Genomic DNA, 23,890 nt, shown 5'->3' with positions numbered 1-23,890 from the left:
GTGTGATAGCCCCATCACCGCTCAACCGGATCCCGCAGGTCTTCGCCCGCGCAGCCGATGTGCTGCGCTCACCGCGCGAGGATGCGCGCATCGAAGTCAGCGAGATCCCCGCCCCCTCGAAGCTGGCCCCCTACGCGATCGCCCTCGGTGCCGAGGTTCGTGCCGATGAGGCCTTCCAGGCGGCCACCGGCGAGGACATCGAGGAGCTGGCCACCGGCCGGATCGTGCTGCTCTACGACCCCGCCCGCCCTGAGGAGTGGGAAGGGGAGTTCCGGCTGGTGAGCTACATCCGCGCGGAGCTTGAGGCTGAGATGGGCAATGAGGCGATGCTCGGCCCGGTCGCCTGGTCATGGCTGACCGAGGCGCTGGAGACCCACGACTGCGAGATCGCCAAGGCAGGCGGCACCACAACGCGTGTGATGTCCGAGAGCTTCGGAACCCTGGCCGGCCGGCCGTGGACGGTCGATCTGGAGCTGCGCGCCTCCTGGACCCCGGTCGTTGAGGATCCCGAGGAGATGGGCAACCACGTCGATGCCTGGATCGACCTCATCGGCATGGTCGCCGGTCTGCCCCCTGTTCCCGAAGGCGTGACGCCGCTGCCGGGGCGACGCCGGTGAGCTCACGCCACGTCGACGAGAATCTGCCCCTGCTCGCCCGCCCTGCCGGCGGTGTTCCTGAGGTCATCGACACCACGACCTCCCTTGACGAGGTCGCCCATCTGCTGGCTTCGGGCACCGGACCGGTGGCTGTCGATGCCGAACGCGCTTCCGGCATCCGCTACGGGGATCGGGCGTTTCTCATCCAGCTCAAGCGCACCGACAGTGGGATCGTGCTCATCGACCCCGAGGCGCTGCCGGACCTCAGGCAGGTCGATGCCGCGCTCAGCGGTGTCGAGTGGATCCTGCATGCTGCGACCCAGGACCTGCCGTGCCTGGCCGATCGCGGGATGACGCCCTCGGCGCTGTTCGACACCGAGCTGGCCGCCCGGCTGCTCGGTGCCGAGCGTTTCGGGCTTGCCGCGCTGGTCGGCAATGAGCTCGGTGTGCGCCTGGCCAAGGAGCACTCCTATGTCGACTGGTCGAAGCGCCCTCTGCCCTTGGATTGGCTCAACTATGCCGCCCTTGATGTCGAGGTGCTCATCGAGCTGCGCGAATCTCTGGCGCGCCAGCTGCGTGAGACCGGCAAGGACGAGTTCGCCCGGCAGGAGTTCGAGCATCTGCTCGGTTTCCAGCGGCGCGTCCATGCCGAACCGTGGCGGCGGATCAGCGGTCTGGGAACGGTGAAGTCACGCCGCGCTCTCGCCCGGGCCCGGCAGCTGTGGCTCGACCGGGATGCGGCAGCCTCCAGCCGCGACATCGCACCGACCCGGCTGCTGCGCGATCGGCTGCTCGTGGCCCTGACGGATCCGAAGGTGCGCACGATCGATGACATCTACCGGCTGCCTGGTGGCAAGGAGCTCTCCGGACGGGCGGCGGCGAATGTGCTGCATTCCCTGCAGCGTGCCGATGCGCTGCCGGATTCTGAGCTGCCGCCGCGCCGTCAGCCGCAGCCCAAGACGGGTCCGCGCGCCGACCGGGAGGTCGCCAAGGCGCGATCGGAGAAGATGCGCGCTGCCGTGGGAGCTGTCGCAGATGAGCTGGAGATGCCCCATGACGTGCTGCTGACCCCGCGGATCGTGAAGTCGCTGGCGTCTGAGCGGACGGTCGGCGATGTCACCGATGTCGAAGCCTATCTGGCGGCCAACTCAGCTAGGCCGTGGCAGATCGAGCGCACCGCCGAGGTGCTCGCCGAGGCGGCACACGCAGCCGGCAACGCCACCAGCTGAGATCTGACTCAGCACAACCCGTCATCTGATGCGATGACGGCTGGTTCCTCACATGGCGCGGCGGCTGGCCCGATGGGCGCGCTCAGCCAGATGCGGGGGCAGCATGTGCAGAGTGTTGTCGAGCATGTCCGGCACCGACAGGCCGGCGTATTCGAGGATCTCTTCACGCGTGCCGTGCGGCAGGAACTCATCGGGCACACCGAGTTCGACCACACCGGTGCGCGAATCCTCATCGCGCAGATCCTGGCGGATCTGCGAACCGATGCCGCCGATCTTCACACCGTCCTCGACGACGGCGACGAGCGCATGGTCCTTGCCCATCGTCAGTACCGAATCCGGTACCGGCAGCACCCAGCGCGGGTCGATGACCGTCGCGCCGATCGCACGCTGCCGCAGCTCCTCGGCCAGCGCCAGGGCACGATCGGCCAGCGCGCCGACAGAGACGATAAGCACGTCGCGATCAAGGCCGTCAGCGGGTTCGGCGAGGATGTCGACACCGTCCTCGGTCCGCGACAGCGCCTCGATGTCGTTGCCGACCGAACCGCGGGAGAACCGCACGACGGTCGGGGCGTCTTCGATCGCGACTGCTTCGTTGAACTCCTCGACGAGCCGGGTGGCATCGCGCGGAGCGGCCAGCTGCAGGCCGGGCACGACCTGGAGCATCGCGATGTCCCAGATGCCGTGGTGGCTGGCACCGTCAGGGCCGGTGATGCCGGCGCGATCGAGGACGAAGGTGACTCCCTGCTTGTGCAGGGCCACATCCATGAGCAGCTGGTCGAAGGCGCGGTTGAGGAAGGTGGCATACAGGCACACGACCGGGTGCAGTCCGCCGTAGGACAGTCCGGCGGCCGAGGCGACGGCGTGCTGTTCGGCGATGCCGACGTCGAAGACACGCTCGGGGAACTCCTCAGCGAAGCGCTTGAGGCCGACCGGGATGAGCATGGCCGCGGTGATCGCGACGATGTCCTTGCGCTCGCGGGCGATGCGGGTGATCTCGTCTCCGAACACCGACGTCCACGACGTCGACTTCGACGGCTGTGAGCGGCCGGTCTCGGCGTCGATGACGCCCACGGCATGGAACTGATCGTCCATGTCGGCCATCGCCGGGGCGTACCCGTAGCCCTTCTGGGTCAGTGCGTGGACGATGACCGGGCCCTGATCGTAGTCCTTGGCCTTGGCCAGGGCGCGTTCGAGGCTGTCGAGGTCGTGCCCGTCGACAGGTCCGACGTATTTGATGCCGAGTTCGTCGAACATGCCGGTCTCGGCTGGGGCCATCATGTCTTTGAGGCCCTTCTTCATGCCGTGCATCGCCGAATAGGCGGCCCGGCCGGGAGGCCCGGACTGCTGCAGGCGCTCTTTGCCCCAGGAGAGGAACTTCTCGTACTGCGATGAGGTGCGCAGCGAGTCGAGATGCTCGGCGAAGCCGCCGACGGTCGGGGCATACGAGCGGCCGTTGTCGTTGACAACGATGATGAGCTTGCGCGGCGGCTGGGACTTATCAGCCGCGATCGTATTCAGCGCCTCCCAGGCCATGCCGCCGGTGAGTGCACCGTCGCCGATGACGGTGACGACGTGCCGGTCCTGCTCCCCTGTCAGCTGGCGGGCCTTGGCGATGCCGTCGGCCCAGGACAGCGAGCTGGAGGCGTGCGAGTTCTCGATGACGTCGTGTTCGGATTCGGCTCGGGACGGGTAGCCGGAGATGCCGCCGCGCTGGCGCAGTGTGGAGAACTCCGGGTAGCGGCCGGTGAGCAGTTTGTGGACGTAGCTCTGATGGCCGACGTCGAAGAGGATCGTGTCACGCGGGGACTCGAAGACCCGGTGGATTGCGGTGGTCAGCTCGACGACGCCGAGATTGGGGCCGAGGTGGCCTCCGGTCTGCGCCACGGTGGTGATGAGGCAGTCACGGATCTCCTTCGTCAGCACCTGGCACTCGGCGGTGCTGAGCTGTCTGACATCCGCTGGCGAAGTGATGTTCTCCAGGAAGGTCATACGGTTGTCGGCTCCTTTACGCTGCTCCTCATCGGCAGCTGACACACATGCGTCATATCCGATTTCATACGGTCAGAACGTCAAGTCTACTCTTTTGGACGCTCGTATCCAGGTGGACACGAGACGCGTTCACACAGAACGGCCGGAGCACCTGGTGGTGCTCCGGCCGTTGCTGTGCCGGTTCAAGCGCTGCAGGTCAGGCCTGCTGCACTGTCATCCTGCGGTTGGCGTCACTGACGCACGAGCGAGCGCAGCACGTACTGCAGGATGCCGCCGTTGCGGTAGTAGTCGGCTTCACCCGGGGTGTCGATGCGCACGACAGCGTCGAAGTCGACGGTCTCGCCGCTGTCCTTCTTCGCGGTGACCTTGACGGTCTTCGGGATGTCGCCGTCGTTGATGGCCGACACTCCGGAGATGTCGTAGGTCTCGGTGCCGTCGAGTCCGAGGGACTCTGCCGACTCACCGGCCGGGAACTGCAGCGGCAGCACGCCCATGCCGATGAGGTTCGAGCGGTGGATGCGCTCGAAGCTCTGGGCGATGACGGCCGAGACGCCGAGCAGCTTGGTGCCCTTGGCAGCCCAGTCGCGCGAGGAGCCGGTGCCGTATTCGGCGCCGCCGATGACGACGAGCGGGATGCCCTGCTCTTGGTAGTTGACCGAGGCGTCGTAGATCGTCGTCTGCGGTCCGCCCTCCTGGGTGAAGTCGCGGGTGAATCCGCCCTGCACGCCGTCGAGCAGCAGGTTCTGCAGACGGATGTTGGCGAAGGTTCCGCGGATCATGACCTCGTGGTTGCCGCGGCGCGAGCCGTAGGAGTTGAAGTCCTTGCGCTCAACACCGTGCTCCTGCAGGTACTTGCCGGCCGGGGTGTCGGCCTTGAAGGAACCTGCCGGGGAGATGTGGTCGGTCGTGACCGAGTCGCCGAGCAGCGCGAGCACGCGGGCACCGGAGATGTCCTCGATGGGCTCCGGGTCCATCGTCATGCCGTCGAAGTAGGTCGGCTTGCGCACGTAGGTGGACTCGTCGTCCCACTCGAACAGGTCGCCCGAGGGGGTCTCGAGCTGCTGCCAGCGCTCGTCGCCATCGAAGATGGTGCCGTATTCCTTGGTGAACATGCTGGTGTCGATCGACTCGTCGATCGTGCGCTCGATCTCCTCGGGAGTCGGCCAGATGTCCTTGAGGAACACGTCGACGCCGTCTTCGTCCTTGCCCAGCGGCTGGTTCTCGAAGTCGAAGTCCATCGTGCCGGCCAGCGCGTAGGCGATGACGAGCGGCGGCGAGGCCAGGTAGTTCATCTTGACGTCAGGGCTGATGCGGCCCTCGAAGTTGCGGTTGCCCGAGAGCACTGCGGTGACCGAGAGGTCGTTGTCCTGGATCGCCTCGGAGATCTCCGACTCCAGCGGACCGGAGTTGCCGATGCAGGTGGTGCAGCCGTAGCCGACGGTGTAGAAGTTCAGCGCTTCGAGGTCCTCCATGACGCCGGACTTCTCGTAGTAGTCGGTGACGACCTTCGAGCCCGGTGCGACCGAGGTCTTGACCCACGGCTTGGTGTTGAGGCCGCGCTTGCGGGCGTTGCGGGCCAGCAGGCCGGCAGCCATCATGACCGACGGGTTCGAGGTGTTGGTGCACGAGGTGATCGACGCGATCGCCACGGCACCGTTGGCCAGCTCGAAGTTGCGTCCGTCGCCCATGGCGACACTGGCGGACTTGTCCTCTTCGCCGGGCTTGGCGTAGTTGTGGATGTCCTTGCGGAACTGCTCCTTCGAATCCGACAGCTCGATGCGGTCCTGCGGACGCTTCGGGCCGGAGATCGAGGGCACCACCGTCGAGAGGTCGAGCTCGAGGTACTCGGAGTACTCCACCTCGTTCGACGGGTCGTGCCAGAGTCCCTGCTCCTTGGCGTAGGTTTCGACGAGGTTGATCTGGTCCTCGTCGCGGCCGGTCAGGCGCAGGTAGTCGACGGTGACCTCGTCGATCGGGAACATCGCAGCAGTCGAGCCGAACTCGGGGCTCATGTTGCCGATGGTCGCACGGTTGGCCAGCGGCACAGCGCCGACGCCCTCACCGTAGAACTCGACGAACTTGCCGACCACGCCGTGCTGGCGCAGCATGTCGGTGATCGTGAGGACGACGTCGGTGGCGGTGACACCGGAGGGGATCTCACCGGTGAGCTTGAAGCCGACGACGCGCGGGATGAGCATCGAGACCGGCTGGCCGAGCATCGCGGCCTCCGCTTCGATGCCGCCCACACCCCAGCCGAGCACGCCGAGGCCGTTGACCATCGTCGTGTGCGAGTCGGTGCCGACGAGCGTGTCGGGGTAGGCGCGGGTGACACCGTCGACCTCGCGGGCCATGACGACGCGGGCCAGGTACTCGATGTTGACCTGGTGGACGATGCCCATACCGGGCGGGACGACCTTGAAGTCGTCGAAGGCGGTCTGGCCCCAGCGCAGGAACTGGTAGCGCTCACCGTTGCGCTCGTACTCGATGTCCATGTTGCGCTCGATGGCGTCTTCGAAGCCGAAGGCGTCGATCTGCACGGAGTGGTCGATGACAAGCTCAGCCGGGGCGAGTGGGTTGATCTTCGACGGATCGCCGCCGAGGTCCTTGACGGCCTCGCGCATGGTGGCGAGGTCGACGATGCAGGGCACACCGGTGAAGTCCTGCATGACGACGCGTGCCGGGGTGAACTGGATCTCGGTGCTCGGCTCAGCCGAGGCGTCCCAGTTGGCCAGTGCGTTGATGTGGTCCTTGGTGATGTTGGCGCCGTCCTCGGTGCGGAGCAGGTTCTCCAGCAGCACCTTGAGGCTGAACGGCAGCTTCTGAGAGCCCTCGACCGAGTTCAGGCGGTAGATCTCATAGGACTTGCCGCCGACCTCCAGGGTGCCCTTCGAGCCGAAACTGTCAACGTTACTCATCGTGACTCTCCTCTTCCGTGGCACACGACTTGCTGATCCGCGGCGAGCCGCACGGACTGGCCCGCCACGCGATTACGTCACAGAACTGTGCCGTAATTTATCTTGATATCAAGATAAATCTTACCGCATCCGCACACGCGTTTCCACCAGCTCGGAGGCTTTCCGGACACCTGCTCACCGGGTGAAGACGGAGACGAATTCGGCGTGCGCGGTCAGCGGGAACAGGTCGAATCCGCGGCAGCTGGCCAGTGTGAACCCGCCGGCGGTCAGCGCCCGGGCGTCGCGGGCGAAGGTGCCGGCGTCACAGGAGACGTAGACGATCCGTTCCGCGCCCGAGGCGGTCAGCGCGTCGGTCACGGCAGGTCCGGCCCCGGCGCGGGGCGGGTCGAGGACGATGACGTCGGCCGCGGGCAGTTCGCGCAGCCGATCGATGCGGGCGACGGCGAAATCGGCGTCGAGGTCGGCGCTGTTGGCCCGGGCGGCGGCGATCGCCTCCGGCGAACCCTCCAGACCGGTGACCGGGACGTCGTGGGCTGCGCCGACAGCGCAGGCGAGCAGGCCGGCGCCGCAGTACAGGTCGAGCACCCGGCTGGCGCCTGCGGCAGCCTCGACGACCTGACCGGCGAGCACGGCTGCGGCATCGACGTGGACCTGCCAGAACCCATCGGCGCGCAGCCGGAAGTCCCGCCTCAGCCTCCCGCCGGGCGTGTCGAGGTGCAGGCGCTCGGTGACTTCACCGCTGCCGGTGAGCACCTCCAGCCGGCTGCCGCCACCGCGGTTGCGGGCCGACTTGCTGCCAACCCGCCCACCGCGGCGGACCGGCTGGCCGCTGCGGTGCAGCAGCGACCACTGCCCGTCCTGCTCCCCCAGCCGGGCGGCGACGGATTCGACCGCGCGCGGGTCGAGTTCGGCTCCGGGCCGGGTGTGCAGGACGACCGCGCCTGAGGCGTGGGAGGCAGTGAGTTCGATGCGCTCGAGTCCCGGCAGGCGCAGGGTGTGCAGTCCGAGGTCGTCGAGGACCGGCACGGCAAGGGGCACCGTGTCCACCGGGATGACCGTGTGGGAGCCGGCCGCCCGCATGCCCGGTGTGCCATCGGCTTCGACGGCCAGCTGCACGCGGGTCCGCCAGGCGGTGCCGGCCGTCGTCGCCGCCGCACCTGGATCGGCTGCTTCGGCTGCCTGTTCACTTGGGGCTGCCGCGATGCTCAGCCCGGTGTCCTCAAGCCCGCCGAGGCGGGCGAGCTGCTCGGCGGCGGCATCGGTCTTGAGCTGCCGTGAGTGGGGCAGGTCGACGTGGGCGAACTCAACGCCGCCGACCCCGGCGGCACCCCAGGCCAGCCGGCGGTCGGGAACCCGGTGCGGGCTGGGCTGGAGCACCTCGGTGGTGCGGGCGTAGGCCATGCGCTTCTTGACCTGGGTGAGTTCGGCGCGGACCTGTTCGCCGGGGATGGCACCGGAGACGAAGACGACGCGGCCGTCGTGGCGGGCCAGCCCGTAGCCCTCCCCCACCTGCTTGTCGACGGTGAGCTCGACTGCATCGCCGGCCACCGACTCGGCGGCGGGGCTCATCGCTGCTCCCGGCCGATGACGTCGTGGTCGATGTCGCCGACCCGGCGGATGAGGACGTCCTGGTTGCGGGTGAAGGAGCGCAGCCGCCAGGGCACGATCGAGACGACGACATTGGGCACGATGAGCAGCCGCGACTTCAGCCGCAGCACCGTCTGGTTGTGCAGGATGTTCTCCCAGCGGCGGCCGACGATGTACTGCGGGATGTAGACGTCGATGAGGTCGTTGGGGTGGTGCCGGCGCATGTCGGCGATGTGGTTCATGACCGGGCGGACGAGTTCGCGATACGGCGAGTCGAGGATCGTCAGCGGCACCGGCAGGTTCATCTCGTCCCATTCGCGCTGCAGCGCCTCGGCGGCATCCTCGTCGACGGCGACGGTGATCGCCTGCACCGAGGTCGGGCGGCTGGCCCTCGCATAGCTGAGCGCGCGCAGTGCCGGCTTGTGGATCTGGGTGATGATGACGACCGCGCGGGTGTTCGGCGGCAGGGTGGTGTCCGAGGCGTCCTCTTCGGGGGCGAGTTCGGAGGCGACACGGCCGTAGTGGCGGTGGATGAGGCCCATGAGCGCGTAGAGCACGGCGATCGCGGCGACGGCGATCCAGGCGCCGCCGGCGAACTTCGTGATGATGACGACGACGAGGACTAGGGTGACGAGGACGAATCCGACGGTGTTGATGACGCGGTTGGCCTGCATCCGCCGGCGCGTCGGGGAGGTGACCATCGTGCGGATCCGGTCGGTCCAGTGCCGGATCATGCCCAGCTGGCCGAGGCTGAAGGCGAAGAACACGCCGACGAGATAGAGCTCGATGAGGTCGGGCACCCGGGCGCGGAAGGCGACGACGAGGACGATCGCAGCCCCGGAGAGCAGCAGGATGCCGTTGGAGAAGGTCAGCCGGTCACCGCGGGTAGCCAGCTGGCGGGGCAGGAAGCTGTCTCGGGCCAGCCGCGAGGCCAGCCCGGGGAATCCCTCGACGGCGGTGTTGGCTGCCGCCATGAGCACAAGCGCTGCCACTGCGGCCACGATCGAGGGCAGCACGGGCACGTCGTCGAACACCGCGTGGGCGAGCTGGCCGAGAACCGGGTCCTGGACGTAGTCGGCGCTGATGGGGGTGCCGGCCCGGTTGAGCAGGTAGATGTGGGGTTCGGCGACGAATTTGATACCGATGACCGAACTGAGCCAGGTGATGCCGATGAGCATCGTGGCCGACAGCGCACCGGTCAGCAGCAGGGTGCGGCCGGCATTGTGCCCGCGCGGGGAGGTGAAGCGGGGCACGGCGGTGGCGACGGTCTGCACACCTGCCAGGGCGACCGAACCGGAGGTGAAGGCACGCAGCACGATGAACACGGCAGCCAGCCCGAACAGCGGCGTGTCGAAGTCCGTCCGCGGCAGCACCCAGTAGTCACTCGTGACAGCGATCGGCGTGTCGCCGGTGAGGACCCGGTAGGCGCCGACGATGAGGGTGAGGAAGACTGCGGCGAGGAAAAGGTAGGTTGGGATGGCAAGCAGCTTCGGGGCGGTGCGGGTTCCGCGCAGGGCCAGCACGGTGACGACGACGATGCCGATGACGGAGACGATGATGCGGTGAGGTTTGAGCTCCGGGACGATCGAGCCGACATAGGAGGCGAACATCGTCATCGACACCGCCAGGGTCAGCACGTAGTCGATGAGCAGGGAGGCCGCGACGGCCCGGCCGGCGCGCACGCCGAGGTTCTTGCCGGCGACCTCGTAGTCGCCTCCGCCGCCGGGGTAGGCGCGCAGGTTGAGGCGGTAGCACCAGACGATGACGAGGATGACGACGCCGACGGCCAGGCCGATCCACGGCGAGACGGTCAGCGCGACGAGACCGGACAGTGAGAGGGCCAGCAGGATCTCGTCAGGCGCATAGGCCACCGACGACAGCATGTCGGAGGCGAAGACCGGCATCGCCAGGCGCTTGCGCAGCGGCACAGGCCTGCGCCGGTCACTGCGGAAGGGCCGTCCAACGAGTAGTCTTTTGACGGCAGACGAAATATTACGTGCCACGTGCTCAATCGTAGAGCACGGCCGGGCTTCAACCGCACGGCCGCAGGCGCAGGAAGAGGTCAGGGATGCACTTCGTCGTCATGGGATGCGGGCGCGTCGGCGCCTCACTCGCACGCGCCCTCGACGCCAGCGGCCACACGGTTGCCGTCGTCGACCGCGACCCCGATTCCTTCCGCGCGCTCGGCCAGGACTTCTCCGGTTCGACGATCACCGGCCTCGGCTTCGACCGCGACACGCTCGAGCGTGCCCGCACCGGCGAGGCGTATGCCTTCGCGGCGGTCTCCAGCGGCGACAACTCCAATATCCTCGCCGCGCGTGTGGCGCGTGAGACCTTCGGGGTGCGCAATGTCGCCGCCCGCATCTACGATCCGCTGCGCGCCGAGGTGTTCGAGCGCCTCGGCATCCCGACGGTGGCCACCGTGCGCTGGACGGCCGACCGGATGATGCGCAAGCTCATCCCGCAGGGCGCAGCCACGGAGTTCCGCGACCCGTCTGGCCGGATGGTGCTCGCCGAGGTGCACCTGCACCCGGACTGGATCGCGCGCCCCGTCGCCGAGGTGGAAGACGCGATCCCCGGCCGGGTCGCCTACATCACGCGGCTGGGTGAGGGGATGCTCGCACGCCCCGAGACCCTCATCCAGGATGGGGACCTTGTGCACATCATGTGCGAGCACGCAGTCCTCGACCGTGTCACGCAGATTCTCGACGAGCCGATCACCGAGGAGGAAGAAGAGTGAAGATCCTCATCGCCGGAGCCGGCTCAGTCGGCCGTTCGGTCGCCCGGGAGCTGCTCGACAACGGTCATGACGTGCTGCTCGTCGACAAGAACAAGGACGCCGTGCGCCACGACAAGGTGCCCGGTGCCTCGTGGCTGCTCACCGATGCCTGCGAGCTCAGCGGCCTGGCAGAGGCCGGGCTGGAGGAGACTGATGTCGTCGTCGCCGCCACCGGTGATGACAAGACGAATCTCGTGCTCAGCCTCATCGCGAAGATGGAGTTCGGGGTCCCGCGCACGATCGGGCGGGTGAACAACCCGCGCAATGAGTGGCTGTTCGACTCGAACTGGGGCGTCGATGTCGCCGTGTCGACCCCGCGGCTCATGACCGCGCTCGTCGAGGAGGCCGTCGAGGTCGGCGGCCTCGTCCACCTCATGAGCTTCGAGCGCGGGCAGGCCACGCTCATGGAGTTCACCGTGCACGAGAAGTCGGCGGCGGTCGGCAAGCGGATCGGGGCGATCTCCTGGCCGCCGGACACCGCATTGGTGGCGATCGTGCGCAATGAGAAGGCCTTCGCCCCGTCGTTTGACGATGTCGTCGATGACGGCGATGAGCTGTTCTTCATCACCTCACCGGATCAGCACGACCGTCTGCAGAATCTGCTGCGCACCGATGACGGCCACACCATGAGCGCGAGACGGCTGAGGATCAGTCCGACTGAGTGTCGATGAGCTCGTAGCGCGGATTGAGCGCTGTCAGCACCGTCGAGTCGCTGAGGGTGAAGCAGCCGGTCAGCAGCAGGGTGCGTCCGGCGGTGATGCCGGGGATGTCGCGCATGCCCAGGAAGCGGGCATGGACGATCCCGGTGCCGTCGGAGACGCTGATGTCCAGGCGCGGGCTGGACTGCGGCACAGACCGGGTGAGTGCGACGACGACCCCGCCGACGGTCACCTCACGGCGCGCGGTGATCTCAGCGATCGGGGTCGTGCCCTCCAGATGGGACAGCCGGCGGTGGACGTCCTCGGCGTCAGTCGAGTCCGTTGAGCCGAATCGTTCGAGGAAGCGCGTGAGCAGCATGGGCGTGGGGGTCAGCGGACTTCCGTGATCTCGGGGCCGCGTTCGAAGGGATTGATGTCGTCCTTCTTCTCGGCTTCCTCGGCTGAGTCTTCGGCCTTCTGCATCTGCGGTGCGGTCAGCGGCAGCAGCTCGCGCGGCGGCATCGGCTCGGTGCCGCGGTGGACGACGATGTTGCGGAACTGCTCGACGAACAGTGCACGCACCTCCTCATCGTCGATCGCCTTGCCGGAGAACACGCCGCGGATGAACCAGCGCGGTCCGTCGACGCCGGCGAACCGGGCGATGCGCAGTCCCTTGCGGCCATCGGGTGCGGTGGCCGGGATGCGGGTGAGCAGCTCACGGCCGAGTTCGGTGTAGAGCTCATCGGTCTGCCCGCCGCGCTGGCTGATGTTGTCCTCGATCTGGCCGCGCACGGAGTTCCACACGCCTTCGGAGGTGGGTGCGGCGAAGACCTGCAGCTGCAGGGCGCCGCCGCTGTGCTGGATCGTCACGGCGACGATCTTGTTGGTCTTCTCTTCGGCGTCCAGGCGCATCTGCATGCCGTCGCGCACCGGCACCTGGAGGGCGCCGAGGTCGATGCGGTGGACGTCGGGGAACTCCTCTTCCGAGTCGAAGGGGCCCTTCTCATCGCGGTCGAGCGGAGCGGCCTTGGCGAACTCCTCGTCTTCGTCGTCGTCATCCTCGGCTGCTTCGGCTGCGGCGAAGGGGCCTTCCGGCTCGTCGCTGTCGTCAGAGCTGTCGGCGACGGTGGGCTCGTCGTCTGCGACGTCGTCGTCGGTGACGGTCTCAGCGGTGGTGTCGAGTTCCTCGTCGGTGTCGTCGCTGCGCTTCTTCTTGGAGAAAATGTCGAACAGTCCCATGGTTCCTTCCTCAGCGGATGGTCGTCGGTGTAGTCCTCTGACGGATGGTCAGTGCCGCGGATCGTGCTCGCCGGCGGTGAAGCCTCCGGTGGATCCGAAGCCGCGGTCGCTGCGCTCGGAGTCCTCCAGGCTGTCGACGAGGCAGAAGTCGGCGTGGATGACCCGCTGGATGATGAGCTGGGCGATGCGGTCGCCGCGGCGGATCGTGTAGGCGGCGTGCGGGTCGACGTTGATGAGCGGCACCTTGATCTCTCCGCGGTACCCGGCGTCGATGGTGCCGGGGCTGTTGACGACGGTGATCCCGTGCTTGGTGGAGAGGCCGGAGCGCGGGTGCACGAATCCGGCATAGCCCTCTGGCAGGGCGATCGCGATGCCGGTGCCCACTGCGCGGCGCTGGCCCGGTTCGAGCACGACGTCCTCGGTTGCGCACAGGTCAGCCCCGGCGTCGCCGCGGTGTCCGTAGCAGGGCAGGGCGATGTCCGGGTCGAGCTGTCTGATCTCTATCCGCAGTTCTTCATATGCCACATTGACGCACTTTAGCCCGGTACCCGAGCCAGTGCCACCGTCTCGCGGCGTCCGGTTCTGCCCGACCTGCCCTGACTGCTGCCGGTCGCTGGTCTGTGGGATACTTGAGGCATGCCCGCCACGACTGATTCCTCGAACACTGTGCGCTACCGTGAACGGCTCTGGCCGACCTTCGGCTGGTGGTTCGTTGCTGCGTTTCTGTCCGCGATGACTGCAGCGATCGTCTTCCCCGTCTGGAGCTGGGGTGCGATCGTGGTTCCCATCGTCGTCTTCGCACTCGTGGCCGTGTGGCTGCGGTCGGCGTCGGCTGTCATCATCGTCAGCGACACGGAGTTCATCGCCGGTCCGGCGCATATCGAGCGCAGCTTCATCGCTGAGGCTCAGCCGTGTGACAAGGCGCAGTCGTTCGCCGAGCGCGGGCCGCTGCTCGATGCGCTTGCCTTCCTCATGCTCCGGCCGTGGGAGCCGCTGCTGGTCAAGGTCATCATCGACGACCCAGACGACCCGACGCCGTACTGGCTGGTCTCATCGAAGGATCCGCAGGCGCTTGCTGCTGCACTGAACTCCCAGCGCTGATGCAGCGCCACTGCAGCGACTGAATGCGAAAGAGCACCGGCAATCCCGCAGGATTCCGGTGCTCCTATCGTCTGTTCTCAGCTCGCTCGCTGCTCAGCCGGCACAGTCGGTGCAGATCGGCACGCCGCCTTCATCGGTGGCCAGCTGCGAGTGATGCCGCACAAGGAAGCACTCCATGCAGGTGAACTCGTCGTTCTGCTTCGGCAGAACGCGCACCGACAGCTCCTCGTTGGACAGATCGGCACCCGGGAGTTCGAACCCTTCTGCTGCAACCGCCTCGTCTTCATCGACCTGGCTGGCCTGCTGCTGATTTCGCTGAGCCTTCAGCTCTTCAAGGGAGTCACTGCTGAGTTCGTCTTCCTGCTTACGAGGTGCGTCGTAGTCTGTCGCCATCTGGCCTGATCACTCTCCGCTGATATGTGAATTGGAGTGGACGGTCGCCATAGAGTACCACTCATGCCTATGTCGTGACACCGTTTTGTATCTCATGGAATTGTGCCCGCCATCGGGTCATTTCGCAACAGGAAGCCAGCAAAGACACTTGTGATTCACCACATCGATACTCAGACGATGCCGGTGTGCGGCACAAAGGGAAGACGATGGGTAAGCTGAGACCTTATCCACCGATGTCGAAACGAGAAGGAAACTGTATGAGCGAATTCGAGAATGAGCTTGATAAGCGCGTCAGTGAACTGCAGGAGCAGCTCGCACAGGCACGCCGCGAGGACAATGAGCATCTCGTCGAATCCCTCGTCGGGCAGCTCGAAGGAATCGTCGACCTGGCCGATGCCAATGATGTCGACACCGGTGAGATGAAGCGCGTCCTGGCCACCGAGACCGGGCAGATCCCGATCATCGAGGATCCGAACGACAGCTGAGTCCCCCTCCCCTGAGCCACCGTTCATCCCCGACCAGCATCGGAGCTCGGCTCCAGCGCTGAGATCCCGCTCTCAGACGAGTCAGGCACCGCGCTCGCACCGCTGAACGCTCATGCCCTCACCTGTCAGCAGGTGAGGGCATGAGTGTGCAGCAGCGGGAGAGGTCAGCCTGCGACGGATTCCCACTGCGGGAGAACAGGCTTGTCGCGCGTGCCGCGGCAGCATTCGATCGAGCAGGCACCGCTGCCGGGAACCAGCGGACCCTCTGGGGTGACCGCCGGAGACTCGACGTCCTCACCGCGGCGCTGGGCGGCTCGTTCTTCGACGAGATCGACAAGACCGGAGACGAAGGCCTCATGCGTACCGACGGTGGCGGCACGGGTGAAGGCCATCCCGAGCTCGTCGGCTGTCTCCTTCGCCTCGGTGTCAAGGTCGAACTTGACCTCCATGTGGTCGGAGACGAATCCGATCGGCACGAGGATGACGCCTTCGACGCCGTCTGCCTTGAGCTCTTCCATCCGATCGTTGACGTCGGGTTCGAGCCACGGCACATGAGGCGGGCCGGAACGGGAGCAGTAGACGAGTTCGGAATCGAGCGTCAGCTCGTCGCCGAGCTGGCCGGCGATCCAGTCAATGAGCTGCTGGTGCTGACCCTGGTAGCCGGCGGTGCGGACCTCCGATGCCGACTGCATGGCGTTCGGGATCGAATGGGTGACGTAGAGCAGCCGGTGCTTGGCGGGGTCGATCTCGCCGGCCTGTGCACGGAAGTCAGTCAGGGCAGCGCGCACCGCATCGAGTTCGGCTTGGGCGAATCCCGGGTGGTTGTAGTATTGGCGGATCTTGTCGATCTCGACCTCGATGCCTTCCTCAGCGAGCTGCGCCGTCACTCCAGCGAAGTCTTCGCGGTACTGGCGGCACGAGGAGTAGGAGGAGTACGCCGAGGTGTCGATGGCAAGGAAGGTTCGCGCTCCTTCTTCTGCCTGCTCGCGCAGCACATCAGCCAGGAATGGGTCCCAGTTGCGGTTGCCCCACAGCACTGGGGCGTCGATTCCGCGTGCGGCGAAGGCCTCTTCGAGTGCAGATCTGAGTGCGCGGTTCTGGTCGTTGATCGGTGAGCGGCCGCCGAAGGAGTAGTAGTGCTCTCCGACTTCGTTGAGACGTTCGTCTGGGATGCCGCGCCCGCGCGTGACGTTCTGGAGGAACGGCAGCACGTCTTCGGGGCGTTCCGGCCCGCCGAAGGACATGAGCACGACTGCGTCAAAGGGTTTGAGATTCGAAGTGGTCACGGGCTCCATTCTAGGACCTCGGCTGCCCCTCGCCACGGCGGTCAGGCTGGTGGGAGCGTCTGTCTCACGACTCGCCCGCATATCTGCGCGGTTTGCCGCCGACGGTGTGACACGATCAGATTCAACTGGATTATGTGGAAGGTGAGGCAATGACGGAGCTGACGTTTCGCGGTGTGCACAGCGACGGCGAGCACCTGCAGCTGAGCGACGCCGCCGGCAATGACTATCTCCTCCCGATCGACGAAAGCCTCTACGCCGCCATCCGCGCCCACCGGATCGATTCGGCTGCGCAGAAGCAGCAGCGTCACGGCCAGCACGTCCGTCCGCGAGACATCCAGGCGATGATCCGCTCGGGCATGACGGCCGAGGAGGTCGCTGATACCACCGGGGAATCCCTGGAGCACATCCGCCGCTACGAGCATCCGGTGCTCGCTGAGCGCGGGCACATCTCCCGGCAGGCTCGTGAAACCCTCGTCTACCCGGACAGCTCCCCCGATGATTCGCCCTCCCCGCTCGTCCGCCTGTGCGAAGAGCGCCTGAAGCTGCGTGATGTCGATATCGAGACGATGTCCTGGGATGCCTGGAAGCAGAATTCCGGCAGCTGGTACGTCGAGCTGTCCTTCATCGCCGCCGATCGCCGGCGCCGCGCCGGCTGGGAGTACTCACGTGGATCGATGATCCCGCTCGACGATGAGGCCCGTTGGCTGGCTGATTCCGGTCCGACGGATTCGGGGCCGATTCCGAACTACGGTTCCGGCAGCGAACGTGCCTACAACGCCGAGCACCAGGACTCCTCCGGCTCGGATGCGACGCCGCTGCGCGACCACCAGGCCGAGACCGGCCGCATTCTTGAGAGCCTCCGCCGCCGTCGCAGCCGCAGTGCTGAGAACGGCGTGCTCGGTTCGCAGGGTCCGCGCACCGGTGAGTCAGCTCCCGGCGTCGATCCGGTCGACGCTGCTGCCGACGCACCGGTGCAGCCGGCTCCCCAGCAGCAGAGCCGTGGTCGCCTGCACGCCGTTGCCGATGCGCCGGCCGCCCGGCCCGATGGTGCCCATACCGCGCTCAGTGCCCCAGACGAGGCCGATGATGCCGGCCGTCTTCCGCTGCCGGCCGAGCAGCCCAGCAGCGGCCAGTCGAATGCTGCACCGGCCGGTGCTGCGCAGTCGACATTCGACATCTTCGATGATCAGCCCTCGCTTCTCGATGAGCCCGGTGTCAGCGATGGCCGCAATTCGACGCAGCCGATCATGACGTCGCAGCCGGACGCTCCACAAACGGGAAGCACGGCCGCAGCCGAACCGCAGAGCGGCGCGTCCACCTCGGGTATCGAGGCTGATGCCGGTGAGAGCGCAGAGCCAGCCGGTGAGGAGCCGAAGAAGAAGAACGGCAGGTCCTCGGTTCCCAGCTGGGACGAGATCATGTTCGGAACCAAGCGCGACTGACCTTCTGAGAAGAGCCGGTTGAGCAGGAGATCTCCTGTTCAGCCGGCTCTTATCATGCCCGTGTCAGAGATGGGCAGGGGTTCAGCCTGCCAGCTGGACGGGGACGTCGGTCTCGGTGATGAGGGACGGATCATGGGTGACGAGGACGACGAGTTCCTCGGCCAGTCCCCCGCGCAGGTCGGCCATGAGTGCGGCTGCCATCTCCTCGTCGAGGTGCGCGGTCGGCTCATCGAGAACCACCACCTCGGCGTCGGCAAGCAGGGTGCGTGCCACGGCGAGGCGCTGCCGCTGACCGCCGGACAGATGCCCGCCGCCGGCACCGATGCGCTCGTCGAGTCCGATGTCTGCGGCGAGCTCGCCGAGCCCGACGCGTTCGAGCGCGGAGAGCAGCTCGGCATCGCTGGGTTTGTCCTCGCGCGGCCGGGCGATGAGCAGGTTCGCGCGCAGCGTCGAGTCGAAGACATGCGCCTCCTGCGGGCACCAGGAGATCCGCCCGGCCAAGTCCATCGGCAGGCAGGTCAGGGCGTCGGTGTCGTTGAGCTGGTAGCGGCCGGTGCGCGGGTCGAGGAAGCGCAGCAGCACGCTGACCAGGGTCGTCTTACCGGATCCTGACGGCCCGGTGACAGCAGCCACTCCGCCGCGGGGCAGCACGGCGCTCAGGCCGGTGAAGACGTCGGACTGGGTGCCCGGCCAGCGCGCCGAGACGTCCGACAGGGTCAGCTGCGTGATCTGCTCGGGCCTCACACCTGTGGCGAGCCCGCCTTCTTCACCTGCCGGGTCGAGGCCGTCGACGCGGGCGAGGATGCGGGCCAGCCCCGGCCACTGCTGGACCGCGGTCAACGAGTCGGCGAAGGCGTCGATGAGTGCCAGCGGCAGCAGCACGGTGACGGCGAGGAGTTCGCCGCTGAGCTCACCGGCTGCGACCTGTCCGGCGAGCACCGGGATCATGATGATGCCGGTGAGCACGCCGACTGCGGTGATGATGCCCTCTCCGAGGCCCGTGGCGCGGATCGCTGCTGATTCGTAGGCCGCCGCCGAGGTATCGGCGTGCGCGAACTGTGCGGCTGCCGGTTCGGTGCGGCCTGCAGCGATGAGGTCCTCGCGGGCATAGAGCAGGCGCGAGAGCACACCGAGAGCGCGCTGCCGGGCGGCCAGGGTTGCGCTGCTGGCTGTGCGGTCGGCGCGCAGGGTCACCCACGGTGCGGCGCACAGGCACAGCAGGCCGCCGGCGAGCATGATGAGTGCGGCTTCCCAGGCGATGACAGCCAGGGTTCCGACAGCGGCGATCGTCACGCCGAGGGCGACGACTGGGGGCAGCACGACACGGGGTGCGATGTCGCGGATGTCGTCGACATCGGCGATGAATCGCGTGAGTGCGATATCGCCGCGCAGCAGGGTGCGGTTGGCGGTGCCGGTGCGGGCGAAACCGGTCCACATCCGCTCGCGCAGGTCGATGAGGGCGCGCAGCACTGCATCGTGCAGCGCCAGTCGCTGCAGGTAGGTGAACACCGCGCGCGACAGTCCGAAGAATCGCACGCCGACGATCGCGACGAGCAGGTACATGATCGGCGGCTGGGCCGAGGCGCGGACGATGAGCCAGGCAGACACGCCGGTGAGTGCGGCACCGGCGGCAACTGCGGCGACTCCGTAGAAGACTGCCAGCCAGAACTTCACCGAGCGCATGTCGACTGCCGCTGCCAGGCGACGCAGCAGCGTGCCCGTCGGCACTGCGTCCACAGCCGTCTGCTCGTCGGCTGGAGCCGTCACCCGGGTGCTCGCCGGAGCGGCTACATCACCGGCCGTGGTGTCGACCGCAGAAGCCGCGGGGACTGACCGATCGGTGACAGCCGGTCGCGAGGCAGGGGTGAGGCGGATGTGTGCATCAGCTTCGGAGACGAGGGTCGAGTCGTGGGTCGCGGCGATGACCGGCCGAGTGCGCGCGAGTCGGTGAAGGGTCTGCCGGACGGCGGCTGCCGCTGCTGCGTCGAGATGGGCAGTCGGTTCGTCGACGAGGATGAGTTCGGCGTCGCCTTGGGCGCGCACACGGGCAATGGCCAGTCGGCGCTGCTCCCCTGGGCTCAGCGCAGCGCACGGCATCTCAGGGTCGACATCGAGAGCTGCCGCGGCTGAGATCTCGGCGGCCTCCTCGGCGCTGAGCTGCCGGCCGGCGTACAGCGAGAGCTCTTCGATGACAGTCGGTTCGAACATCCGCGGACCCTGCCCGGCGTAGGCCACGCGGGCGGGGACACCGGTCAGGCTGCCGGTGATGCGGCACTCCCCTGCCTCAGTGCTGCGGACTAAGCCTGCGAGCACGCCGAGCAGTGTGCTCTTGCCCGAGCCTGAGGTGCCGGTGACCGCGGTGAGGCCGGTGCTCGGCACCTCGGCGGTCAGCGGCGGCAGCGCCGGCTGCTGGCGGGAGGCGTAGGAGACGCTGAGCTCATCGAAGGTAATCGGTGCACCGGCAGGGGCGGTCTGCGAGATTTCAGATGCTGATTCCTGTCCGATGCGCTCGGCGACAGGGTGATCGGTCATCTCGGTGACACGGTCGTAGGCGGCCACACCGTTTTCAGTCGAGTGGAATGCAGCACCCAGGCGGCGCAGCGGCAGGAAGCACTCCGGGGCAAGGATGAGGGCGAAGAGCCCGGCTTCCAAGCCCATGTGCCCGTAGACAAGGCGCACGCCGATGAAGACCGCGACGACCGCGACGGAGATCGTGGCGATGAGCTCCAATGCCAGTGCGCTGATGAAGGCCACGCGCAGGGTCTGCATCGTCGTGGCGCGGTAGCTGGTGCTCATGCGCCGCAGTGCAGCCGTCTGGGCGGTGACCCGGCCGAGACCGACGAGGACGGGCAGGCCGCGGGCGAGTTCGACGATGTTGGTCGAGAGCTGGTCGAGGGCGCGCGTGGCGTCGGCGACGCGGTTCTCGGTGTAGCGGCCGATGAGGATCATGAACATCGGCACGAGCGGCAGGGTCAGGATGAGGATGAGGGAGCTGACCCAGTCGGTGAAGAGGACCCGGACGATGATGAGGCCGGGGATGAGCGCACTTGCAAGCAGAGCGGGCAGCACCCCGGTGAAGTAGTCGTCGAGATCATCGAGGGTGCGGGTCGCGGTGAGCGCGAGGGCACCGTCTGAGGCCGGCAGGTCTCGACCCGAGCCGGCGAGGCTGCGGTCAACGAGGCGGGAGCGCAGCGTGGTCTTGAATCCCACGGCAGCGCGCGCACCGGCAGTCTTCGAAGCCCAGGTGGCCAGCCCGCGGATGAGGGCGCCGATGATGCCGAGCGCTGCGGCCATCGTGATTGGCCGACCTTCCATCGCTGCGACGATGCCGCGGGCGATGCCGTCAGCGACGAGGATGAGGCCGAGTGCTTGGGCTGCCGCGATGAGGCCGAGCAGCCATAGCGCCCGCCGGCCCTGTGGGGCCGCGAGCGCTATGGCGACAGGCGATCGGCGCTGTGTCCGGGTCACTGATGGTGACTGCGGATTGCGACCGGCACCTGGTGGGCTGGCGGGATGTGCTCGGTCTTCAGACGCTTGGCGAAGACCGAGTAGCTCCAGATCTGGTAGGCCAGCACGATCGGCACGAAGACGATCGCGACGATGAGCATGACGGTGAGCGTGTATCCCGAGGAGGAGGCGTTCGAGACCGTCAGCGAGAAGCTGTCATCGACCGTCGACGGCAGAACCTTGGGGTAGATCGCCAGGAAAACGGTGGTGACACCGACGGCGAGGAAGAGGCTCTGGGCGAAGAAGGCCGACTTCTCGGAACCGCGGCGGATCTGCACCCACATGAGGGCGGCCATTGCCGCGGCGACGACGATGAGGACCCAGCCGAGGAGTCCTCCGTGCATGACCTGGACGATGATGACCCAGGCGACCAGCGGCAGCAGGAACACCGGGGCCAGCTTGGCGGCCAGTGCGCGTGCCCGGAAGCGGACTTCTCCATCGGTCTTGAGCGAGATGAACAGCAGGCCGTGCAGCAGGCAGAACCCGACGACGCCGAGTCCGCCGATGATGGCGTAGATGTTGACCCAGGCGAAGGCACCGCCGATGTTGTCACCGTTCTCGTTGAGCGGCAGACCGGTGGTGGTCAGCGCCAGCATCGCACCGACGCAGAAAGCTGCGAGGGCGGAACCGCCAGACAGACACCAGGTCCAGCCGTTGCGCCAGGCCTCTGTGTGGACCTTGCCGCGGTACTCGATGGCGACAGCGCGCAGGATGAGTGCCAGCAGCGCGAGCGTCAGCGGCAGATACAGCGCTGAGAACAGCGATGCGTACCACATGGGGAAAGCTGCGAAGGTCGCACCGCCAGCGGTGAGCAGCCACACCTCGTTGCCGTCCCAGACGGGCCCGATGGTGTTGAGCAGCACGCGGCGCTCCTTCTCGTCGCGGGAGAAGCCCTTGAGGAGCATCCCGACGCCGAGGTCGAATCCTTCGAGGAACAGGTAGCCGAGCCAGAGAACGGCGATGAGAATGAACCAGATTGTCGGCAGAAGATCCATGTTCTCCCCTTAGTACGCGAACGACAGTACGTCGTCGTCACTCTTGTCGACTGTGGGTTTGTAGTTGGCCTTGTCGATCTCCGGCATGGCTGAGACGACGCCACCGCGGGAGTAAACCATGATGAGCCTGAGCTCGAAGACCATGAGCACTCCGTAGATGAGCGTGAGCGCGATGAGTGAGAAGAGCATCTCCGCTGCGCTGACCGATGGTGAGATCGCAGCCGCCGTGTAGAGGAACACCCCGTCGACTCCCGACGGGTCGGGGTTCGGCGCGACGACGAACGGCTGACGGCCCATCTCGGTGAACACCCAGCCGGCAGAGTTCGCGATGAACGGTGCCGCGATTCCCCACAGCGCCAGGCGTGAGAGGAACGTCGAGCGCGGCACGGTGCCCTTGCGGGTGACGATCAGCGCGTAGGCTGCCGCAGCTGCGCCGAGAACGCCGAAGCCGATCATGAGGCGGAAGCCCCAGTAGGTGACGATCATGAGCGGCTGGTAATCGACTTCCTGCCCGGAGTAGGGGCCGTACATCTCACCTTCCGGCAGCGTCGTGCCGTATTTCTCCTGGTACTCAGGGATGAGGGTGTTGACGCCGGGCACCTCGGTGTTGAAGTCGCCGTTGGCCAGGAAGGACAGCAGTCCGGGGACCTCGATGACCGGGGTGACGTCGTCACACTGATTCGACGCCAGGTTGCCGATCGTGAGCACGGAGAACTCGCTCCCGTCGTGGCAGGCGCCCTCTGCCGACGCCATCTTCATCGGCTGCTGTTCGTACATGAGCTTGGCCTGGATGTCGCCGGTGATGGCGACGAAGACGAAGGCAATGACTGCAGCCCAGGCGCCGATGCGCAGGGACTTGTACCACACGGTGTGGTCCTTCTCGTCGCGGCCAGGCACCTCGGGAGCAGAGCCGACGATGACGCGGCCGGTCTTCTCGTCAACGGTGTCGATGCCGTCGACCCGCCGGCGCCACAGGTGGTACCAGGCGATGCCGAGCAGGAAGGCGCCACCGACTGCAACTGATCCGGCGAGGGTGTGGGTATATGCAGCCCAGGCGGTGTTGTTCATCAGCACTGCGCCGACATCGACCATCTGCGGTCGTCCGTCGATGATCTCAACGCCGACTGGGTGCTGCATCCAGGAGTTGGCCACGATGATGAAGTAGGCCGAAATCCACGAGCCGATGACAGCAGCCCACAGCACGCCGAGGTGGACCTTGCGGTTGAGGCGGCCCCAGCCGAAGATCCACAGACCGAGGAATGTCGATTCGAGGAAGAAGGCGATGAGCGCCTCCATCGCCAGCGGAGCTCCGAAGACGTCGCCGACGAAGCGCGAGTACTCCGACCACGCCATGCCGAACTGGAACTCCTGGACGATGCCGGTGGCAACACCCATGATGAAGTTGATGAGGTACAGCTTGCCCCAGAACTTCGTGGCACGCAGCCACATCTCGTTGCCGGTGCGGTGATACATGGTCTGCAGGATCGCAACCAGCAGACCCAATCCGAGGGTCAGCGGCACCATCCAGAAGTGGTACACCGTAGTGATGCCGAACTGCCATCGGCCGATCAGTACCGGATCCACCTTTTCCTCCTGTCTCCGCGCAGGCTGGGGAATTCCTGCCTGCGGGCTGGGAAATCTACCTGCAAGTAGAGTATCGGCTTGGCCGCGCCAGCGTTCGAAAGCCCACATCGCACGCCCTGCCGTCT

Annotated in this window: 19 protein-coding genes; 7 read left to right on the top strand and 12 right to left on the bottom strand. The window is 66.8% G+C overall.

Annotation, left to right across the window (positions count from 1 at the left end; translation table 11 throughout):
• Nucleotides 1-2 precede the first annotated feature (2 nt).
• Together M3C25_RS03335 and M3C25_RS03330 are read left to right on the top strand one after the other, a co-directional pair.
• Nucleotides 3-617, top strand: a complete 615-nt coding sequence (locus M3C25_RS03335; RefSeq protein WP_259855063.1) for a DUF3000 domain-containing protein — start codon at nt 3-5, stop codon at nt 615-617.
• Nucleotides 614-1,825 carry a ribonuclease D gene (locus M3C25_RS03330; protein ID WP_257994998.1) on the top strand — a complete coding sequence of 404 codons (1,212 nt, stop codon included), beginning with the start codon at nt 614-616 and terminating at the stop codon, nt 1,823-1,825. The genes M3C25_RS03335 and M3C25_RS03330 overlap by 4 nt, the downstream gene beginning before the upstream one ends.
• A gap of 48 nt (nt 1,826-1,873) precedes the next feature.
• Here M3C25_RS03330 and dxs read toward each other — a convergent pair whose 3' ends face one another.
• The 4 genes from dxs to M3C25_RS03310 form a co-directional block, all read right to left on the bottom strand.
• A complete protein-coding gene (dxs, locus tag M3C25_RS03325; protein ID WP_259796385.1) occupies nt 1,874-3,814 on the bottom strand; it encodes a 1-deoxy-D-xylulose-5-phosphate synthase in 1,941 nt (646 codons plus the stop codon).
• 230 nt (nt 3,815-4,044) lie between these two features.
• Nucleotides 4,045-6,729, bottom strand: coding sequence for an aconitate hydratase AcnA (acnA, locus tag M3C25_RS03320; RefSeq protein WP_102160486.1), 2,685 nt, complete (start codon nt 6,727-6,729; stop codon nt 4,045-4,047).
• Between the two features lie 174 nt (nt 6,730-6,903).
• Nucleotides 6,904-8,298 (bottom strand): class I SAM-dependent RNA methyltransferase, encoded by a 1,395-nt coding sequence (locus M3C25_RS03315; RefSeq protein WP_259855062.1) that lies wholly within the window; start codon nt 8,296-8,298, stop codon nt 6,904-6,906.
• Nucleotides 8,295-10,319: an APC family permease gene (locus M3C25_RS03310; protein ID WP_311200491.1), complete on the bottom strand. Its 2,025-nt coding sequence runs from the start codon at nt 10,317-10,319 to the stop codon at nt 8,295-8,297. The genes M3C25_RS03315 and M3C25_RS03310 overlap by 4 nt, the downstream gene beginning before the upstream one ends.
• Before the next feature lie 65 nt (nt 10,320-10,384).
• On the opposite strand from M3C25_RS03310, the gene M3C25_RS03305 reads away from it, so the two are divergent.
• Nucleotides 10,385-11,056, top strand: a complete 672-nt coding sequence (locus M3C25_RS03305) for a potassium channel family protein (RefSeq protein ID WP_259855061.1) — start codon at nt 10,385-10,387, stop codon at nt 11,054-11,056.
• The gene (locus M3C25_RS03300) at nt 11,053-11,766 is read left to right on the top strand and encodes a potassium channel family protein (protein ID WP_259855060.1); all 714 of its coding nucleotides are present in this window, start codon (nt 11,053-11,055) and stop codon (nt 11,764-11,766) included. The genes M3C25_RS03305 and M3C25_RS03300 overlap by 4 nt, the downstream gene beginning before the upstream one ends.
• Here M3C25_RS03300 and M3C25_RS03295 read toward each other — a convergent pair.
• Genes M3C25_RS03295 through dut form a run of 3 tightly spaced genes read right to left on the bottom strand, consistent with a single transcriptional unit; the run spans nt 11,744 to nt 13,497 of the window.
• The gene (locus M3C25_RS03295) at nt 11,744-12,112 is read right to left on the bottom strand and encodes a single stranded DNA-binding domain-containing protein (protein ID WP_102160494.1); all 369 of its coding nucleotides are present in this window, start codon (nt 12,110-12,112) and stop codon (nt 11,744-11,746) included. The genes M3C25_RS03300 and M3C25_RS03295 overlap by 23 nt on opposite strands.
• Before the next feature lie 11 nt (nt 12,113-12,123).
• Nucleotides 12,124-12,972, bottom strand: coding sequence for a DUF3710 domain-containing protein (locus M3C25_RS03290; RefSeq protein WP_102160496.1), 849 nt, complete (start codon nt 12,970-12,972; stop codon nt 12,124-12,126).
• 48 nt (nt 12,973-13,020) lie between these two features.
• Entirely contained in the window at nt 13,021-13,497 is a 477-nt protein-coding gene (dut, locus tag M3C25_RS03285) for a dUTP diphosphatase (protein ID WP_102160498.1), read from the bottom strand.
• 111 nt (nt 13,498-13,608) lie between these two features.
• Here dut and M3C25_RS03280 point away from each other — a divergent pair, with 111 nt between their 5' ends.
• A complete protein-coding gene (locus tag M3C25_RS03280) occupies nt 13,609-14,073 on the top strand; it encodes a DUF3093 domain-containing protein (protein ID WP_102160500.1) in 465 nt (154 codons plus the stop codon).
• A 93-nt stretch (nt 14,074-14,166) separates the two neighbouring features.
• On the opposite strand, the gene M3C25_RS03275 is transcribed toward M3C25_RS03280, so the two are convergent.
• Nucleotides 14,167-14,466 carry a DUF4193 domain-containing protein gene (locus M3C25_RS03275; RefSeq protein WP_102160502.1) on the bottom strand — a complete coding sequence of 100 codons (300 nt, stop codon included), beginning with the start codon at nt 14,464-14,466 and terminating at the stop codon, nt 14,167-14,169.
• A 257-nt stretch (nt 14,467-14,723) separates the two neighbouring features.
• Here M3C25_RS03275 and M3C25_RS03270 point away from each other — a divergent pair, with 257 nt between their 5' ends.
• The gene (locus tag M3C25_RS03270) at nt 14,724-14,951 is read left to right on the top strand and encodes a hypothetical protein (protein WP_102160504.1); all 228 of its coding nucleotides are present in this window, start codon (nt 14,724-14,726) and stop codon (nt 14,949-14,951) included.
• Nucleotides 14,952-15,115: 164 nt separating this feature from the next.
• On the opposite strand, the gene M3C25_RS03265 is transcribed toward M3C25_RS03270, so the two are convergent.
• Nucleotides 15,116-16,237 (bottom strand): ferrochelatase, encoded by a 1,122-nt coding sequence (locus M3C25_RS03265; RefSeq protein WP_259855059.1) that lies wholly within the window; start codon nt 16,235-16,237, stop codon nt 15,116-15,118.
• Nucleotides 16,238-16,386: 149 nt separating this feature from the next.
• Between M3C25_RS03265 and sepH the strand changes: the two genes are divergently transcribed.
• On the top strand, nt 16,387-17,679 hold the full coding sequence (gene sepH, locus M3C25_RS03260; RefSeq protein ID WP_259855058.1) for a septation protein SepH: 1,293 nt from the start codon (nt 16,387-16,389) through the stop codon (nt 17,677-17,679).
• 81 nt (nt 17,680-17,760) lie between these two features.
• On the opposite strand, the gene cydD is transcribed toward sepH, so the two are convergent.
• The 3 genes from cydD to M3C25_RS03245 are packed head-to-tail and all read right to left on the bottom strand — an operon-like array spanning nt 17,761 to nt 23,765.
• Complete coding sequence (gene cydD, locus M3C25_RS03255; RefSeq protein WP_259855057.1) at nt 17,761-21,147, bottom strand: thiol reductant ABC exporter subunit CydD; 3,387 nt, start codon at nt 21,145-21,147, stop codon at nt 17,761-17,763.
• Nucleotides 21,144-22,181, bottom strand: coding sequence for a cytochrome d ubiquinol oxidase subunit II (cydB, locus tag M3C25_RS03250; RefSeq protein WP_170274281.1), 1,038 nt, complete (start codon nt 22,179-22,181; stop codon nt 21,144-21,146). Before cydB ends, cydD begins: the two co-directional genes overlap by 4 nt.
• 9 nt (nt 22,182-22,190) lie before the next feature.
• Nucleotides 22,191-23,765, bottom strand: coding sequence for a cytochrome ubiquinol oxidase subunit I (locus M3C25_RS03245; RefSeq protein ID WP_170274282.1), 1,575 nt, complete (start codon nt 23,763-23,765; stop codon nt 22,191-22,193).
• Nucleotides 23,766-23,890 lie beyond the last annotated feature (125 nt).

This window comes from Brevibacterium luteolum, from assembly GCF_025147615.1.
Lineage (GTDB): Bacteria > Actinomycetota > Actinomycetes > Actinomycetales > Brevibacteriaceae > Brevibacterium > Brevibacterium luteolum.
The sequence above is the reverse complement of the archived record's forward strand: the minus strand, read 5'-3'. Positions and strand labels throughout refer to the sequence as shown.